10 protein-coding genes are annotated in these 16101 nt (G+C 72.5%); 5 read left to right on the forward strand and 5 right to left on the reverse strand.

Translation table 11 applies throughout. From position 1 onward, the window contains the following. Positions 1-68: 68 nt before the first annotated feature. On the reverse strand, positions 69-2855 hold the full coding sequence (ppc, locus tag O7616_RS09305; protein ID WP_282306423.1) for a phosphoenolpyruvate carboxylase: 2787 nt from the start codon (positions 2853-2855) through the stop codon (positions 69-71). A 324-nt stretch (positions 2856-3179) separates the two neighbouring features. Beyond that, on the reverse strand, positions 3180-4205 hold the full coding sequence (locus O7616_RS09310; RefSeq protein WP_282306424.1) for a hypothetical protein: 1026 nt from the start codon (positions 4203-4205) through the stop codon (positions 3180-3182). Positions 4206-4276: 71 nt separating this feature from the next. Here O7616_RS09310 and O7616_RS09315 point away from each other — a divergent pair, with 71 nt between their 5' ends. Further along, on the forward strand, positions 4277-5317 hold the full coding sequence (locus O7616_RS09315) for a S66 peptidase family protein (RefSeq protein WP_282306425.1): 1041 nt from the start codon (positions 4277-4279) through the stop codon (positions 5315-5317). A gap of 81 nt (positions 5318-5398) precedes the next feature. On the opposite strand, the gene O7616_RS09320 is transcribed toward O7616_RS09315, so the two are convergent. After that, on the reverse strand, positions 5399-6313 hold the full coding sequence (locus O7616_RS09320; protein WP_282306426.1) for a cyclase family protein: 915 nt from the start codon (positions 6311-6313) through the stop codon (positions 5399-5401). Positions 6314-7094: 781 nt separating this feature from the next. Between O7616_RS09320 and mfd the strand changes: the two genes are divergently transcribed. From mfd to O7616_RS09340, 4 genes are all read left to right on the forward strand, one after another. Beyond that, positions 7095-10853 (forward strand): transcription-repair coupling factor, encoded by a 3759-nt coding sequence (gene mfd, locus O7616_RS09325; protein ID WP_282307574.1) that lies wholly within the window; start codon positions 7095-7097, stop codon positions 10851-10853. Between the two features lie 156 nt (positions 10854-11009). Continuing rightward, entirely contained in the window at positions 11010-11762 is a 753-nt protein-coding gene (locus O7616_RS09330; protein ID WP_282306427.1) for a hypothetical protein, read from the forward strand. 2 nt (positions 11763-11764) lie between these two features. Continuing rightward, the gene (locus O7616_RS09335) at positions 11765-12751 is read left to right on the forward strand and encodes a nucleoside triphosphate pyrophosphohydrolase (RefSeq protein ID WP_282306428.1); all 987 of its coding nucleotides are present in this window, start codon (positions 11765-11767) and stop codon (positions 12749-12751) included. Positions 12752-12889: 138 nt separating this feature from the next. Continuing rightward, complete coding sequence (locus tag O7616_RS09340) at positions 12890-14509, forward strand: DUF885 domain-containing protein (protein ID WP_282306429.1); 1620 nt, start codon at positions 12890-12892, stop codon at positions 14507-14509. Between the two features lie 14 nt (positions 14510-14523). Here O7616_RS09340 and nudC read toward each other — a convergent pair whose 3' ends face one another. Further along, positions 14524-15384, reverse strand: a complete 861-nt coding sequence (gene nudC / locus O7616_RS09345) for an NAD(+) diphosphatase (protein ID WP_282306430.1) — start codon at positions 15382-15384, stop codon at positions 14524-14526. Beyond that, positions 15381-16073 (reverse strand): hypothetical protein, encoded by a 693-nt coding sequence (locus O7616_RS09350; protein ID WP_282306431.1) that lies wholly within the window; start codon positions 16071-16073, stop codon positions 15381-15383. The genes nudC and O7616_RS09350 overlap by 4 nt, the downstream gene beginning before the upstream one ends. Positions 16074-16101 lie beyond the last annotated feature (28 nt).

The raw sequence follows: 16101 nt of genomic DNA on the forward strand, positions 1-16101 counted from the left end.
GGCTTTTGCGAGGCACCACAACTCCATGATCGACCGGGCTGGCCCGGGGCCGGGTCCGGGCCCTCGGGTCAGCCGGTGTTGCGCATGCCGGCCGCGATGCCGTTCACCGTGGTGAGCAGCGCCCGCTCCAGGGCGGTGCCGTCGCTCGGCGCGCGTCGGCCGCCCGGTGCGGTGGCCACCGCACGTCCGGCGGCTCCGGACTCCCGGTACTGCCGCAGCAGCGCCACCTGGAGATGGTGCAACGGCTCCAGGTAGGTGTCGCGGACGGCCAGGGTGCGTTGGAGGACCGGCGAGTTCTCCAGCAGCGCGGGGGAGGCGGTGACCGTCAGCAGCTCGCGCTTCGTCAGCTCGTACTCCTGCTCGATCTGCTCGAAGATCGGGTGCAGCTTCTTCGGCACCAGGGTCTCCACGTACCGACGGGCGATGTTCAGGTCGGTCTTGGTCACCATCATCTCGACGTTCGACAGGAACGTGCGGAAGAAGTGCCAGTTGCGGTGCATCTCCGCCAGCACGTCGGCGAGACCGGCCTCGCGTGCTGCGGCCAGCCCGGAACCGACACCGAACCAACCCGGCACGATCTGCCGGGTCTGCGTCCAGCCGAACACCCACGGGATCGCCCGCAGACCGGACAGGCCCGCCCCGGTGTTCGGGCGCTTCGCCGGACGGGAGCCGATGTTCAACGCGCCGAGCAACTCGGTGGGGGTGGACGCCCAGAAGTACGCCGGCAGGTCCGGCTCCTCGACGAGGGACCGGTAGGAGCGGAACGCCGACTCGGAGACCACGTCCATCGTGGCGTCCCACCGTTCCAGCATCTCGGCGGGCTGCCGGGGCGCGGTGTGCAGCAGTGTCGCCTGGAGCACCGCGGCGAGGGTGAGCTCCAGGTTCTCCCGGGCCAGCGACGGCAGGGTGTACTTGTCGGAGATCACCTCGCCCTGCTCGGTCACCTTGATCGCGCCGTCCATCGTGCCGTACGGCTGGGCCAGGATCGCCTCGTGCGTCGGCCCGCCGCCGCGCCCGACCGTGCCGCCCCGGCCGTGGAACAGCCGCAGGTGCACCCCGTGCCGGGCGGCCACGTCACGCAGCGCGCGTTGCGCCCGGTGGATCGACCACTGGCTGGTGGTGATCCCGGCCTCCTTGTTCGAGTCGGAGTAGCCGAGCATCACCTCCTGCACGTCGCCCCGAGCGGTCACCAACGCCCGGTACGCGGGCAACGAGAGCAGCTCGTCGAGGAGTTCACCGCCGGCGTTCAGCTCGGCCGGGGTCTCCAGCAGCGGCACGAACCCGATCCGGGCCCGCCCGCTGTGCACGTCCACCAGACCGGCTTCGCGGGCCAGCACCACGGCGGCCAGCACGTCGTCGACGCCCAGGGTCATCGAGATGATGTACGACTCGATCACCTCGGTGCCGAACCGGTCCTGTGCCTCCCGGATGGTCCCGAACACGTCGAACGTCTTGCGGGCCGGCTCGGTCAGCGCCGTGTCCAGAGTGGACAGGGGCCGGCGACCGGTCAGCTCGTCGGCGAGCAGCTTGGTGCGCTCCAGCCGGGTCAGCGCCGGGTAGTCGGAGACCTCGCCGACCGCCTCGTAGAGCTGGGCCAGCACCGCGTGGTGCGCCTCGGCGTGCTCCCGGACGTCCATTGTCGCCAGGTGCAGCCCGAACGCGGACACCGTACGGATGGTGGAGGCCAGCCGGCCGACGGCGGTGAGCTGCCCGGAGTTGCGGGCCAGCGAGGCGCGCAGGAGGTCCAGGTCGGCGATCAGCTCGGCGGAGCCCCGGTAGTCCCGGCCCGGCACGTGCGCGGTGCCCTGGCGCAGCCGTTGCCGGGTGTTGGCGAGCTTCGCCTTCACGCAGCGCGCCTTGAGCCGGTACGGCTCCTCCGCGTTGACCCGACGGAACCGCGTCGCCACCTCGGGCAGCGCGTCCAGGTCGGCGGCGAGGCTGGCGGACAGGTCCAGGGACACCCCGCGCAGCCGGCGGGAGACCGAGACCTCGTTGATGAGGTGGTCCATCGCCTTCTCGGTCGCGGCGATGCCGTGCTCGTGCTGGATGGTCAGGACCTCGCGGGTGACCGCCGGGGTGACGAACGGGTTGCCGTCCCGGTCGCCGCCGATCCAGGTGCCGAAGCTCAGCGGCCGGGCCGTCGGCGAGGTCTCCACCCCGAGGGTACGCAGCGTGTCGGCCAGGTCGTCGAGCACCTGAGGGGCGGCCTCGGCGTACAGGTCGCGCAGGTAGTAGATGGCGTTGCGGGCCTCGTCGGTCGGGTCCGGCCGGTCGAGCCGCAACTCGTCGGTCTGCCACATCAGGTCCAGCAACTCGGCCAGGCGGCGGTTGGCGGGGCCCTCGTCGCTGGCGCCGTAGAGGATCGCGTTGGCGGTCTCGGTGTCCAACTCGTCGGCGATGGCCCGCAGCTTGGACAGGATCGAGCGGCGGGCCGCCTCGGTCGGGTGCGCGGTGAACACCGGCCGGACCGCCAACCGGCGGGCCGCGTTGGCGATCTCCTCGGCCGGAACCCCACGCTCGGCGATCATCTTGGCGGCCTGGTCCAACCACCCACCCTGCACCGCGCGGCGGCGGCGCAGATCCCGCGCACGGTGCACCTGCTCGGTGATGTTGGCCAGGTGGAAGTAGGTGGAGAAGGCTCGCGCCAGCTTGGTGCCAGTGGTCACGTCGAGGCCGCCGAGGCGCTGGGCGGCCGCCGGGGCGTCGGTGCGGACCTGGGCGCGGATCTCCTCGACGAGGTCGAGCAGCGGGCGACCCTCCTGGCGGGCCAGCGTCTGCCCGAGCAGGGTGCCGAGTCGGCGGATGTCGGCACGCAGCGCGGCGTCCGGGCCGTCGTGGTCGTGCTGATCGGTCACGATGCGCTCCCTTACGTGGTGACGAAGGACAGCGCTGTCCGACTTACTGGATGGTATCCGCGCGGACCGGATGTCTGGAGGGCCCCCGGGTGATCCAGTGGCTTCGGGGCGGCGTTTCCGACGTGATCTCAGCCACCGTGCCCGGCTGGCGCGCCGACCCGGGTAGGCCGGTCCACGGCCAGGATGGGCTGGTCAGTGGGGTGGCGTGGGTCGCTCGGGGCGGGCTGGGCGGCCAGGGGGCCGGTGGCGGACCGGTCGGGGGTCGGGGTGGGCTTGCTGGCGGCCTGGCGGCCTGGCGGCCTGGCGGCCTGGCGGCCTGGCGGGTTACCCGGGCGGCGCGGTCGGTCCGGGGGCGGTGGTGGCGGCGCGGCGGCCCCGCACGAGGCTCGCGCTGACCAACCCGACGATGCCGGCCACCGCCCAGAGCGCGAGGGCGCTCGCCGGCCAGCCGGCGGATCGCCAGTCGAAGTAGACCGCCGCCTTGGTGAGGTCGTTGGCGAGCCCGGGGATGTTCCACCGGTGCATGCCGCGCAGCACCCCGGGCAGGAACTCCGGCGCGTAGATGCCGCCGGAGCCGGGGTTGCCGAGCACCACCAGCAGCAGGATGACCAGCGCGGTGCCCGCGACACCCAGCCATCCCTGGATGGCACTGGCGAACATCGCGGCGGCGAGGACGGCCAGCGCGCCGATCGCGGCGATCGTCGGCACGTCGTGCTGCCAGACGTCCAGGACCGGCCCGACCACCACCGCGCCGGCGATGCCGAGCAGCACGCTGTAGACCGCCAGGGCGGCGACGCGTAGCCCGGCCCGCCGCGCCGTCCGTGGGGTGGTGCCGGCGGAGATCCCGAGCACTGTCGAACCGAGGTACCCGCCGAGCACGTACCCGACGTTGAGGTAGAACGGCACCACACCGCGCGGGTCGGCCGAGGTGACCGGCACCCGGTCGACGATCCGCAACGGGGTCCCGGTGCGGGTGGCGGCGGCACTGAGGACCTCCCTGATCGCGCTGGTGGCGGAGGGGCCGGAGGCGCTCGCCACGGTGAGGAGCAGGCCGTCGTCCGGGCCGGTGCTGAGCACGGCGTACACCGCGCGACTGAGCAGACCGTGCTCGGCAGCGCTCGTGTCCTCGTACTCGATGGGTTTGAGGATGTCGGTCTGGTCGCGGACGGCGTCGAGCGTGGCCCGCGCGCGTTGGTCGCTCGCGACGACGCCGGTCGGCAGGTCGCGGGGTGTGGGCTGGTGCAGTGCACCGACGTAGGCCGCGATGAACGCGGTGGCCAGCGCGAGCGTGCCGATGAGCAGCCCGATGCTGCGCGGGGCCCAGTCGCGACCTTGCGGTGCTTCATCCACATCGAAAGCCTAATTTCCGTTTCAGCGGCGGCAGGACGGAAACCGGTTGGCCGGGCAGTTAGCCTTCGATCATGGGGACGTTGATCTATCCACCCAAACCACGGCCGGGCGACCGGGTCGCCGTCGTCTCACCCTCCGCCGGCCTGCCGGGTCTCTTCCCCCACGTGTACGAGTTGGGGCTGCGCCGGCTGCGCGAGGAGTTCGGCCTGGAGCCGGTGGAGTACCCGACCACTCGGATCATGGGGGCGGACCCGCGTGACCGGGCCCGCGACCTGACCGCCGCGTTCGCCGACCCGAGCGTCACCGCGGTGCTCGCGACGGTCGGCGGCGACGACCTGATCACGGTCACCCCGCACCTCGACGGCGACGTGATCCGGGCCAACCCCAAGCCCTACTTCGGGTACTCCGACAACACGAACGTGCTCAACCACCTGTACCGGTTGGGCATCGTCGCGTACCACGGTGGATCGGTGCTGGTACACCTCGGCCGGCCGGGCGCGTCGCACCCGTTGACCTTCGGCTCGCTGCGCGCCGCGCTGTTCACCACCGACTGGTACGAGTTGACGCCCGCGCCCACCTGGGGTGACCGGCCCAACCCGTGGACCGAGCCGGAGACGCTGGCCTACGAGCCGGAGATGCTGCCCGGCGAGGGCTGGCGCTGGCACGGCCCGCAGCGGGTGGTGGAGGGGTGCACCTGGGGTGGCAACCTGGAGATCCTGCACTGGCTGATGGCCGCCGACCGGGTGCCGACCGCCGACGAGGTGGCCGGGTCCGTGCTGATCGTCGAGACCTCCCAGGAGATGCCGAGCGCCCGGGAGGTGTTCCGGATCGTGCGGAACATGGGGGAGCGGGGGCTGCTCGCCGCCTTCGGAGCGGTCATCGTCGGGCGCCCCAAGACGTGGGACTTCGACAAGCCGCTGTCCGTGCCGGAACGGCAGGCGTGGGGCGAGGCCCAGCGGGAGGCGATCATGCGTGCGCTCACGCCGTACAACCCGGACGCGGTGGTGGTCTTCGACGTCGACCTCGGTCACACCGACCCGCAGTTGATCATCCCGTACGGGGGTGAGGTACGGGTGGACGCCGTAGCGCGCCGGATCTCGGTGCGCTACTGACCCGTGTCGGCGATGGCTTGTGGCGCCCTGCGGTTTGTCGCTTCCGGCTCGTGGTGTCGGGGTTTGTGGTGTCGGGTTTGTTCAGCTGTTGACGACGGCGAAGGCGCGGACCGGGAAGGTGCCCATACCGGCCACCATCGGCGGTGCCGCGGTGAACCGGAACCCGGTCGGCGGCAACGCGTCCAGGCCGGTCAGGTGCTCCACGATCGGGATGCCGGCGGCGAGCAGTGTGCTGTGCGCGGGGCGTACGCCGCCGGCCGCCGGGCTCATGTCGTCGATGTTGACCGAGTCGATGCCGACCAGGGCCGCCCCCGCGTCGGCAAGCGCCTGGGCGGCGTCCCCGGTGAGGTACGGCGCTTCCGGCGCGCCGTACCGCTCGGTGCCGAAGTGCGCGTCCCACCCGGTGTGCAGCAACACCGCCCGACCGGCCACCTCGTAGGGGGCCAGCATGAGCCGGTCCACCGCTCGGGTGCCGGCCGGCACCCGGACCACCACCCCGGGCAGGTCGACGAGACGATCCAGCGGCACCCCGGTCAGGTCGTCGGCACCGGCCCAGCGGTGGGCGGGAGTGTCCAGGTACGTGCCGGTGTTGGCGATCAGGTCGATCCGGGCCACGTGGAACTCGGTGCCCGGGGAGTACCGCTCCCGGGATGCCGCGAACGTCAGCCAGTCGGTGATCCGCGGCCCCGGCCAACCCGGCAGGGTGGTCATCCCATCGCTGATCACGTGGCTCAGCTCGATCGGTCTGCGCCCGGACGTGGGCTGATCGACGGCTACGCCCCGGCCGCCCTTGTGCGGCTCCTCGATGATCGTCTTCGCGCTGATCCGGACGTCGGCGACCATCAGCAACCCGAGATGCCGGACGAACAACGCCGCGAGGTCCTCGTCGCTGATCTCCTGACCAGGAATGTCCAGCCGAAACCCCTCGGTACGCAGCCCTCCGCCGTTGGCGAAGCTCACCTCCGCGTCGAACTGTGCCCGCCACTGCTCACCCATCCCGAAACCCGACCACGCCAGCCGGCAGTCGGTCAAGATCCGCGAACGTGATTGGCCGACCGGAGCGCCCGGGTCAAGCGGGACCCACCTGCCCTGGTCTGCGAGATGCCCGCGTCCGGTGTGCGGGGCCTGCGTCCGGTCTGCGGGGCGTCCGGTCTGCGGGGCGTCCGGCGTGCGGGGCCTGCGTCCGGCGTGCGGGACCCGCGTCCGGCGTGCGGGCCGTCCGGCCCAAGATCCGCGCAACATCGGTGAAGTTGCTGCCTCAGCGCCCGGCGAGACAGCACTTTCCCCGAAGTTGCGCGGATCTTGGAGGGGGGTGTGCGGATCGGCGGATGCTCGCGCCGAAGGCCGTTCCGGCTCCAAGATCGCGCAACATCCTGGTTGTAGTGGTGTCGTTCGTCGGTGAGGCCCCTACTTCCTTGTTCGAGCGTGACCTCGGCGGCGCTGGTGCCCCACGCCGCGCTTGCGATCTCCGGGGCGGTGGTCGTCGTCAAGATCTGCGCAACATCGGCGATGTTGGTGTTTCCCGCGTGTTGGAGGCAGCAATATCGCCGATGTCGTGCGGATCTTGCGCGCGGGGCGCGGGGCGCGGGGCGCGGGGCGCGGGGCGCCGGGGCGCGGCGACCTGGAGGAAGGGGGTGTGTGTGGGTCGACGGGGATAGGCTGGTTGTCGTGCACCCCCCGTCCGGCTGGACGAGGGGCCGCCGTCGTGTGCGTCGACTCCCCTGGAAGGATTCCCTTGCTCACCGGTCTGTTCACCGCCGCCCTGGCCGACCCCGGGCTGGCCCGGGCGCGTGACCTGGCGCGCTCCGGTGCCGCCCAGGTCGACGGCCTCGACATCACCGCCCCGGCGGCGCTGCGCCCGTTCGCTGTCGCCGCCGTCGCGGCCGACCCCATCGACGCCGACCCCGCCAGCACCCGCAGCACCGACCCCATCGACGCCAGCCCCGGCAGCACCCGCAGCCCCGCCAGCTCCGGCAGCACCCGCAGCCCCGGCAGCCCCGGCAGCACCAGCAGCACCGACGCCGGCCCCGGCAGCGCGCGCAGCACCGCCGACGGTGCCGGTGGCGGGGCCGGGCGGCCCGTGCTGGCGGTGACCGCCACCACCCGGGAGGCGGACGACCTGGCCGCCGCCCTGGGTGCGTTGCTCCCCGCCGAGCAGGTGGTCGTCTTCCCTTCCTGGGAGACGCTGCCGCACGAGCGTCTGTCGCCCCGCTCGGACACGGTCGGCCGACGGTTGGCCGTGCTGCGCCGGTTGGCGCACCCGGAGGCCACCGATGCGCACGGCGGCACCGGGCCGCTGCGGGTGGTCGTGGCCCCGGTCCGTTCGCTGCTCCAACCGCAGCTCAAGGGGCTCGGTGACCTGGAGCCGGTGCAGCTCGCCGCTGGCGAGGAGGCGGATCTCGAAGAGGTCGCCCGCCGACTGATCGACATGGCGTACGCCCGGGTCGACCTGGTCACCAAGCGTGGGGAGTTCGCCGTGCGCGGCGGCATCCTGGACGTCTTCCCGCCGACCGACGAGCACCCGTCCCGGGTCGAGTTCTGGGGCGACGAGGTGGAGGAGATCCGCACCTTCGCCGTGGCCGACCAGCGGACCATCGAGCAGGTTCCGCTGCTGTGGGCGCCGCCCTGCCGGGAGTTGCTGCTCACCCCGGCGGTCCGTGAGCGGGCCGCCGCGCTGGCGGAGCAGCACCCGGAGTTGGCCGAGATCCTCGACAAGCTGGCCGAGGGCATCCCGGTGGAGGGGATGGAGTCGCTGGCACCGGTGCTCGTCGGCCCCGACTCGCTGGAGTTGCTGCTGGACGTCATGCCGTCCGGCACCCACGTGCTGCTGTGCGACCCGGAGCGGATCCGCACGAGGGCGCACGACCTGGTGCGTACCTCGGAGGAGTTTCTGCAGGCCAGCTGGGCCGCCGCCGCGGTCGGCGGCCAGGCCCCGGTGGACGTCGGCGCGGCCGCCTTCCGCACCCTCGCTGAGGTGCGCGCGGCCGCCGGCAAGCTCGGCCAGCCGTGGTGGACGTTGTCTCCGTTCGGCCTGACCGAGGGGGAGACGGCCGAGACGCGGCAGCCCTGGGAGGACTCGCCGGAGGAGGTCGCCGTCACCCCGGACGACGCCATCGCGGTGACCCTCGGCGCTCAGCCGGCCCCGCTGTACCACGGCGAGACCAGCCGGGTGGTCGACGATCTGAAGCGCTGGGCCGGCGAGGGCTGGTCGATCGCGCTGGTGTTCGAGGGGCACGGTCCCGCCCAGCGGGCGGTGGAGGTGCTCCGTGACGCCGGGCTGGGCGCCCGGTTGACCGAGGAGGTGCCGACCGCGCCGGTCCCCGGTGAGCTGGTGGTCACCTGCGGCGCGTTGAGTAGCGGGTTCGTCGACGAGGCGTCCCGTTTCGTGCTGCTCACCGGCAACGACGTGACAGGCGGCCGGGGCACGTCGACCCGGGACATGCGCAAGATGCCGAGCCGGCGGCGCAACACCATCGACCCGCTGGAGCTGAAGGCCGGCGACCACGTGGTGCACGAGCAGCACGGCATCGGCCGGTACGTCGAGCTGGTGCAGCGCACCGTCAACGGCGCGAGCCGTGAATACCTGGTCATCGAGTACGCGGCCAGCAAGCGCGGCCAGCCCGGCGACCGGCTGTTCGTGCCGACCGACCAGCTCGACCAGCTCTCCCGTTACGTGGGCGGGGAGCAGCCGACCCTGCACAAGATGGGCGGTTCGGACTGGCAGAAGTCGAAGGCCCGCGCCCGCAAGGCGGTCCGGGAGATCGCCGCGCAGCTGATCCAGCTCTACGCCGCCCGTAAGGCGTCCAAGGGCCACTCGTTCGGCCCGGACACCCCGTGGCAGCGGGAGTTGGAGGACGCCTTCCCCTGGCAGGAGACGCCCGACCAGCTCGCGGCGATCGACGAGGTCAAGCGGGACATGGAGCAGACCGTGCCGATGGACCGGCTGATCTGCGGCGACGTCGGTTACGGCAAGACCGAGATCGCCGTCCGGGCGGCCTTCAAGGCGGTGCAGGACGGCAAGCAGGTGGCGGTGCTGGTGCCGACCACGCTGCTGGTGCAGCAGCACTACAACACGTTCGCCGAACGGATGAGCCAGTTCCCGGTGCAGATCCGGCAGCTGTCCCGGTTCCAGACCGCGAAGGAGACCGAGCGGACGCTGGAGATGGTCGCCGACGGCACCGTCGACATCGTCATCGGCACCCACCGTCTGTTGCAGACCGCCACCCGGTTCAAGCAGCTCGGTCTGGTGATCGTCGACGAGGAGCAGCGCTTCGGTGTCGAGCACAAGGAGCACCTGAAGACGCTGCGCGCGTCGGTCGACGTGCTGAGCATGTCGGCCACCCCGATCCCGCGGACCCTGGAGATGGCCATCACCGGCATCCGGGAGATGTCGACCATCGCCACCCCACCGGAGGAGCGGCACCCGGTGCTCACCTTCGTGGGTGCGCAGGACGACCGACAGGTGGCGGCGTCCATCCACCGCGAGTTGCTCCGCGACGGGCAGGTCTTCTACCTGCACAACCGGGTCGAGTCGATCGACCGGGCAGCGCGGCGGCTGCGCGAGTTGGTGCCCGAGGCGCGGGTCGCGGTGGCGCACGGCCAGATGAGCGAGGACGCGCTGGAGAAGGTGATGGTCGGCTTCTGGGAGAAGGAGTTCGACGTCCTGGTCTGCACCACGATCGTGGAGTCGGGCATCGACATCCCGAACGCCAACACGCTGATCGTGGAGCGGGCCGACCTGCTCGGCCTGGCGCAGCTGCACCAGATCCGGGGCCGGGTCGGCCGGGGTCGGGAGCGGGCGTACGCCTACTTCCTCTACCCGCCGGAGAAGCCGCTCACCGAGCACGCCCACGAGCGGCTGGCGACCATCGCGCAGCACACCGAGCTGGGCGCCGGCATGTACGTGGCGATGAAGGACCTGGAGATCCGGGGCGCCGGCAACCTGCTCGGCGGTGAGCAGTCCGGGCACATCGAGGGCGTCGGCTTCGACCTGTACGTGCGGATGGTCGGCGAGGCGGTCTCCGCGTTCAAGGGTGAGCGGCCGGAGGAGGAGGTCGATGTCAAGATCGATCTGCCGGTCGACGCGCACCTGCCACACGACTACGTGAGTGTGGAACGGCTGCGCCTGGAGATGTACCGCAAGCTCGCCGAGGCGCGCGACGAGGACCGTCTCCGCGAGGTGGTCGCCGAGATGACCGACCGGTACGGCGAGCCTCCGGCCCCGGTGCAGAACCTGGTGGAGGTGGCCCGGTTCCGCCTGCTGGCCCGCCGGTACGGCCTGACCGACGTGTCCATGCAGGGCAAGCACGTCCGGTTCGGCCCGCTGCCGCTGCCGGATTCGAAGCAGTTGCGGCTCAAGCGCTACCACCCGGATGCCGTCTACAAGCAGGCCACCGACCAGGTCAGCGTGCCCCGACCGACCACCCGTCGGATCGGCGGCGAGCCGTTGCGCGACCAGGCGCTGCTGCAGTGGTGCGCGCAGTTGCTCTCCGATGTGCTCGGTGCCCCCGCAGTGGCGGCGGGGGCGCCGGTCTGAGCGGCACAGTGGCGGCGGGGGCGCCGGTCTGAGCGGCACAGTGACGGCGGGGTACCGGTCTGAGTGCCCCGCCGTGGCGGCGGGGGCGACGGTCGGAGTCGTTCGTCCGGTGGGGGGCGTCACAGCGACGTGCCCTGCCGTGAGAGAGTGACCGTCATGCGTGCTCGCCGTCTTGTCGCCGTCGCCAGCGTGGCGGTCGGTCTCATCGCCCTCTCCGGTTGTCGTGCCGAGCCCGGCATCGCCGCCTACATCGGTGACCACCGCATCACCGACGAGCGGGTCGCCGCCGTGCTGAAGGACCTGCGCGACAAGAACCCGGAGCCGCCCGTCGCAGCTCAACCCGGCCAGGCGGCGCCGAAGCCGACCGGCCCGGCCGACGTGGCCAGCGTGTTGGTGCTGAGCGAGGTGTGCAAGCAGGTCTCGGCCGAGAAGAACTACCAGCCGCGTGGCCAGGTGGCTGCCGACCAGGTCGCCCAGGCGCTCCAGTTGACGCCCGACACGGAGTACGTGCAGCAGGTGTCCGCGCTCTACACCTGCCTGTCCGGGGTGCCGTCCGAGTCGGTCGCGCCCACCGAGCAGGAGATGAGGACCCTGATCGCGGTGGGCCGCGAGGCGGCCCAGATCCCCGCCAGCATGAGCGACGAGGAGGCCGTCCGCCAGCTCGACGGCGACCAGTTGCGTGGTGCGCTGGCCACCCGACGGTCGCTGGTCGAGGCGGTCGAGCGCTACGACGTGACGGTCAGCCCCCGGTATCGCCCGCTGGAGTTCCCGGTGCTCAGCTTCCCCGGTGACATCCCCGCCGTGAGCGTGCCGCTGGGTGAGCCGGGCTCCGACATGGTCACCGACATCTCCACCCCGGAGCCGGTCGAGTCGACCGCCACCCCCGACGCCGAGGGCGCGGCCGGCTGACCATGACGGCACGGATCGTCCTGCTGGTCACGTCGCCCCGGCTACCGGCCGGTCTGCTGACGGCGGCGGCCTGGGACGTCGTACGCCGGCACCCGGTGCTGACCGGCGCGGAGAGCGAGTTGGTCACGGCGGTGCGCCAGGCGGGCGCCGAGGTCGTCGTGGTGGACGGCCCGGCGACGCAACGCCTGCTGGACACCGTGGCGGCGCACGGCACCGCGGTCTGGTTGGCCGGCCCGGCCGGCGACGAGGCCCTTGCCCGGGAGTTGGGCCTGCGGTTGGCCCGGGAACCGGGGTTGGCCGAGATGGAGCTGATGTACGGCTCGTGGGACCTGCCGGGCGCGCGGCTGCTCGACGCGGTGGCCGTGCTGGACCGGCTGGCCTCGCCGGGTGGTGACCCGTGGAAGCGTGCGCAGACGCACCGCAGCCTCGCCGGTTACCTGCTGGAGGAGAGCTACGAGGCGTACGACGCGATCGACGCCGACGACACCGACGCGTTGCGTGAGGAGTTGGGCGACGTCCTCCTGCAGGTGGTGTTGCACGCGCGACTCGCCGAGGAGTTGCCCGAGGGCGAGCGGTGGAGCATCGACGACGTGGCCGGTGGCCTGGTCGACAAGATGATCCGCCGTAACCCGCACGTCTTCGCCGGTGCGGAGGCGGGCACCTTGGAGGAGATCACCGAGAACTGGGAGCGGATCAAGCGCGCGGAGAAGGCCCGGAAGTCGGTGCTGGACGGCGTCGCGTTGAGCCAACCCGCTCTCGCCCTGGCCACGCAGATCCTCAGCCGGGCCGCCCGCGCCGGCTTGGCTGTTCCACCTCCACTTGCGGACACCCAGGTGGACGCCGAGGCGAGGCTGGGCGCGAGCCTCCTGGCAACGGTGGCCGCAGCCCGCGAAGCGGGCATCGACCCGGAAGCGGCCCTCCGCCGCACCACCCTCGCCTACGCCGAAGCCCTCCGCGCCACCGAACCGCCACCCTCAGACCGGCGTTGATCATGAAGTTGGCGCCTCGCACCGCGGCGTGTCGTGGCGACAACTTCATGATCGACGGGGGCGGGCGGGGGACGGGTGGGCGTCGGCGCAGGGGGCGGGAGCTGCGGCGTTGTCCGGGGTGGTCGGTAGGGTGGGCCGGTGGAAGCGTTTGGGGTGCTGGCCGACCGGGTCGTCGAGGCGTTGCTGGAGTCACGGCCGGGGGTGGCCACCGCCGCCGGCGACCACCGCTTCGACGATCGGCTTCCTGATCTGTCCACCGACGCGCTGGCGGCCGATCGGGCGATGCTCTCCGACGCGGCCAACGCGCTGTCCGAGCTGGACCCGGATTCGCTCGACGTGCCCGAGCAGGTCGACCACGCGCTGCTCACCTCCTTCGTGGACCGCGAGCTGTTCGAGCTGACCGAGATCCGGTCGCACGAGTGGGATCCGCTGCGGCACAACCCCGGAGCGCTGCTGCATCCGCTGCTGACCCGCCCGTACGCCCCGGTGGAGGTGCGACTGACCCAGCTCGCCGGTCGGCTCGCCGCCGTACCGGACGCCCTGGCCACCGCCCGCGCGACGGTGCGCGACATGCCGCGGATCCATGCCGAGACGGCGGTCGGGCAGTTCGCCGGCACGGCCGCGTTGATCCGCGACGAGCTGCCGGCCCTGCTCGCCCAGGCGCCGGGCGGCCTGGACCGGGTCGAGCCGGCCGCCACGGCGGCGATCGCCGCGCTGGAGGAGTTCGTCGCGTGGCTGCGCACCGGCCTGGCCGCCGACACCGGCCCCGGGCGTGATCCCCGGCTGGGGCGCCGCCGTTGGGAGGCGCGGCTGTGGCACACCCTCGACACCGAGTTGGGCGCCGCCGAGATCCAGCGCCGCGCCTGGGCCAACCTGGACCGGGTCACCGCGGAGATCCGCGAGGCGGCCGTCGAGTTGGTCGGCGGCCCGGCCGACGACGCGACGGTACGCCGGGCGCTGGACCTGCTCGCCGCCGAGCACCCGAACGACGCGACGATCGTCGAGCTGGCCGGGGTGACCCTGGACGAGGCGACCGACTTCGTCCGCGCGCACGACCTGGTCACCCTGGTCGACGACAGGTGTGTGATCCAGGAGATGCCGGAGTTCGCCAGGGGTGTCGCGGTGGCCTACTGTGACGCGCCCGGCCCGCTGGAGACGGCGGCCGTGCCGACCTTCTACTGCATCGCGCCCACCCCGGCGGACTGGCCCGCCCAGCGCGTCGAGTCGTTCTACCGCGAATACAACGACCACATGATCCGCAACCTGACCGTGCACGAGGCGATGCCGGGGCACTTCCTCCAGCTCGCGCACGCCCGCCGCTACGTCGGTGGCACCCGGGTCCGGGCGCTGGCCGAGTCCGGCCCGTTCATCGAGGGCTGGGCGGTCTACGCGGAGGAGTTGATGACGGGCCTCGGCTTCGGCGGCCTGCCGGTCCGGTTGCAGCAGCTCAAGATGCAGCTCCGGATGACCATCAACGCGCTGCTCGACCAGTTGGTGCACGCCGAGGGCCTGCCCGAGGCCGAGGCGATGGCGTTGATGATCGGGCGCGGTTTCCAGGAGGAGGGCGAGGCAGCCGGCAAGTGGCGTCGGGCGTTGCTCACGTCCACCCAGCTCTCCACGTACTTCGTGGGCTACAGCGAGGTCGCCGAGATCGCCGCCGCCCGACCGGCCGGGGTGTCGGTGCGCGACTGGCACGACGCCATGCTCGCCCACGACTGCCCGCCGCCGCGTCACCTGCGTACCCTGCTCGGGGTCTGAGGGTCCGCGCGGGTTCAGGCCCGCGCGGCGGTCACCGTCGCGTCGATCAGCCAGCGGGAGATGGAGTACGCGGGCGGCAGTTCCGCCGGCAGCGCATCCAGGCCGAACCACCGGGCCTCGGTCAGCTCCCGGCCGTCGACCACCGGCTCGGCGTGCGGGTCGGCGGCCCGGGCGGTGAAACCGGCGAGCAGCACGCCGGGGCCGGAGATCGCCCACGGCTGGCTGCCGAAGTACGCCAGTCGGTCGACTGACAACCCGACCTCCTCGCCGACCTCCCGGTGCACCGCCGCCTCCAGTGTCTCGCCGGCCTCCACGAAGCCGGCCACCAGCGCCCACAGCCCGGTCGGTCCGGTGGCGTGCCGGACCAGCAGCAGCTCGTCGACGCTACCGGCTCGACCGGGCCGGGTGATCGCCGTCAGCACCGCGGCGGAGAGCTGCATCGGGACGTACAGACCGCAGTCGGGGCACCGCCGGGCCGTCTCGGTGGGCTGGTCGGTCAGCTCGGCCCGGCAGGCGCCACACCACCGGTGGGTACGCCGCCACGTGATCACCGCCAACGCCCGCCCGGCGAGCGTGGCGTACGGCTCCGGCACCTCGGCGGCGAGCGACGCCCAGCCCCGTGCCCGCCCCGGGAGTGTGGCGGTGAGGTCGGTGGCCCAGGCGGGCACCCCGTCGAGCGTGCCCAGCGGCACCCAGTCGGTGTCGGTGGGCAGGTCGGCGACGTGGAGTGGGCGGCCGTCGACGTCGGTCAGCAGCTTCGCGCCGGTCACCGGCAGCGCCAGGTCACCGGCGGCGGGCAGCCGCCCAGGCCCGGCCCCGGGCCGGAAACCACCAGTGGGTGCGTCGAACGCCCGCACGACCGTCGGACCGCTCACGACCCACCCGGGCGGTTGTCCACGACTCCGGCGCCGGCCGGCGGGTCGAACGCGCCCTTGTCCACGGTCGCGGAGTAGCGGCTCAGCGCCAGCTCCGTCGGCTTGCCGTCGACCGGGCCGGTGAAGCTGCCGAGCACGCCCTCGGTGGTGACGCAGGCGGTGAAGTCACCGGAGGAGCTCTGCACGTCCACGCACGCGGCGTGGTGGCCGGCGATCGTGGTGTCGCTCTGCCTGATGACCGCCTGCGGGTCGAGCGCTGCGGCGGTCAGCAGCCCGACCACCACCGGCGGTGTGACCAGCCCCTGCTTGTTGGCCTCCCCGAAGAGGGTCACCGTGGGTTTGCTGCCGGGGGTGGGCGGGCTGGCCAGGGTGCACTCCGGTCGCGGGCCGGTGGTCGTGCACCGGGTGACGGCCTCCGGGGTGACGGTCAGCCGTCCCCCCGGATAGGTGTACGCGGAGCGCACCGGATCCTGCGCCTGCACGATCGCGGCACTCTGGCCGCCGGGTAGCTGGTAGTCGGCCGAGTAGGTCAACTCCAACGCCCGGTCGAGCCGGGCGGCGAGGTCGTTGACGAGTTCCGAGCGCCCCATGGCGACTCCGGCGTCCTCGAATGTCTGACAGCCAGTGACCGTGAGCGACGCGATGACCGACACGGCGAGCATGCGGAGGGTGGTCGAGGCGGCGGGCATGCCGACCAGCCTGGTGGATCTGGTCCGC

Source organism: Micromonospora sp. WMMD964, assembly GCF_029581455.1.
Taxonomy (GTDB): Bacteria; Actinomycetota; Actinomycetes; order Mycobacteriales; family Micromonosporaceae; genus Micromonospora.

Coding starts and splice junctions, on each gene's coding strand:
- O7616_RS09330 (WP_282306427.1), top strand. CDS start 11,010: ATGCGTGCTCGCCGTCTTGTCGCCGTCGCCAGCGTGGCGGTCGGTCTC.
- O7616_RS09315 (WP_282306425.1), top strand. CDS start 4,277: ATGGGGACGTTGATCTATCCACCCAAACCACGGCCGGGCGACCGGGTC.
- O7616_RS09335 (WP_282306428.1), top strand. CDS start 11,765: ATGACGGCACGGATCGTCCTGCTGGTCACGTCGCCCCGGCTACCGGCC.
- O7616_RS09350 (WP_282306431.1), bottom strand. CDS start 16,073: ATGCCCGCCGCCTCGACCACCCTCCGCATGCTCGCCGTGTCGGTCATC.
- O7616_RS09320 (WP_282306426.1), bottom strand. CDS start 6,313: ATGGGTGAGCAGTGGCGGGCACAGTTCGACGCGGAGGTGAGCTTCGCC.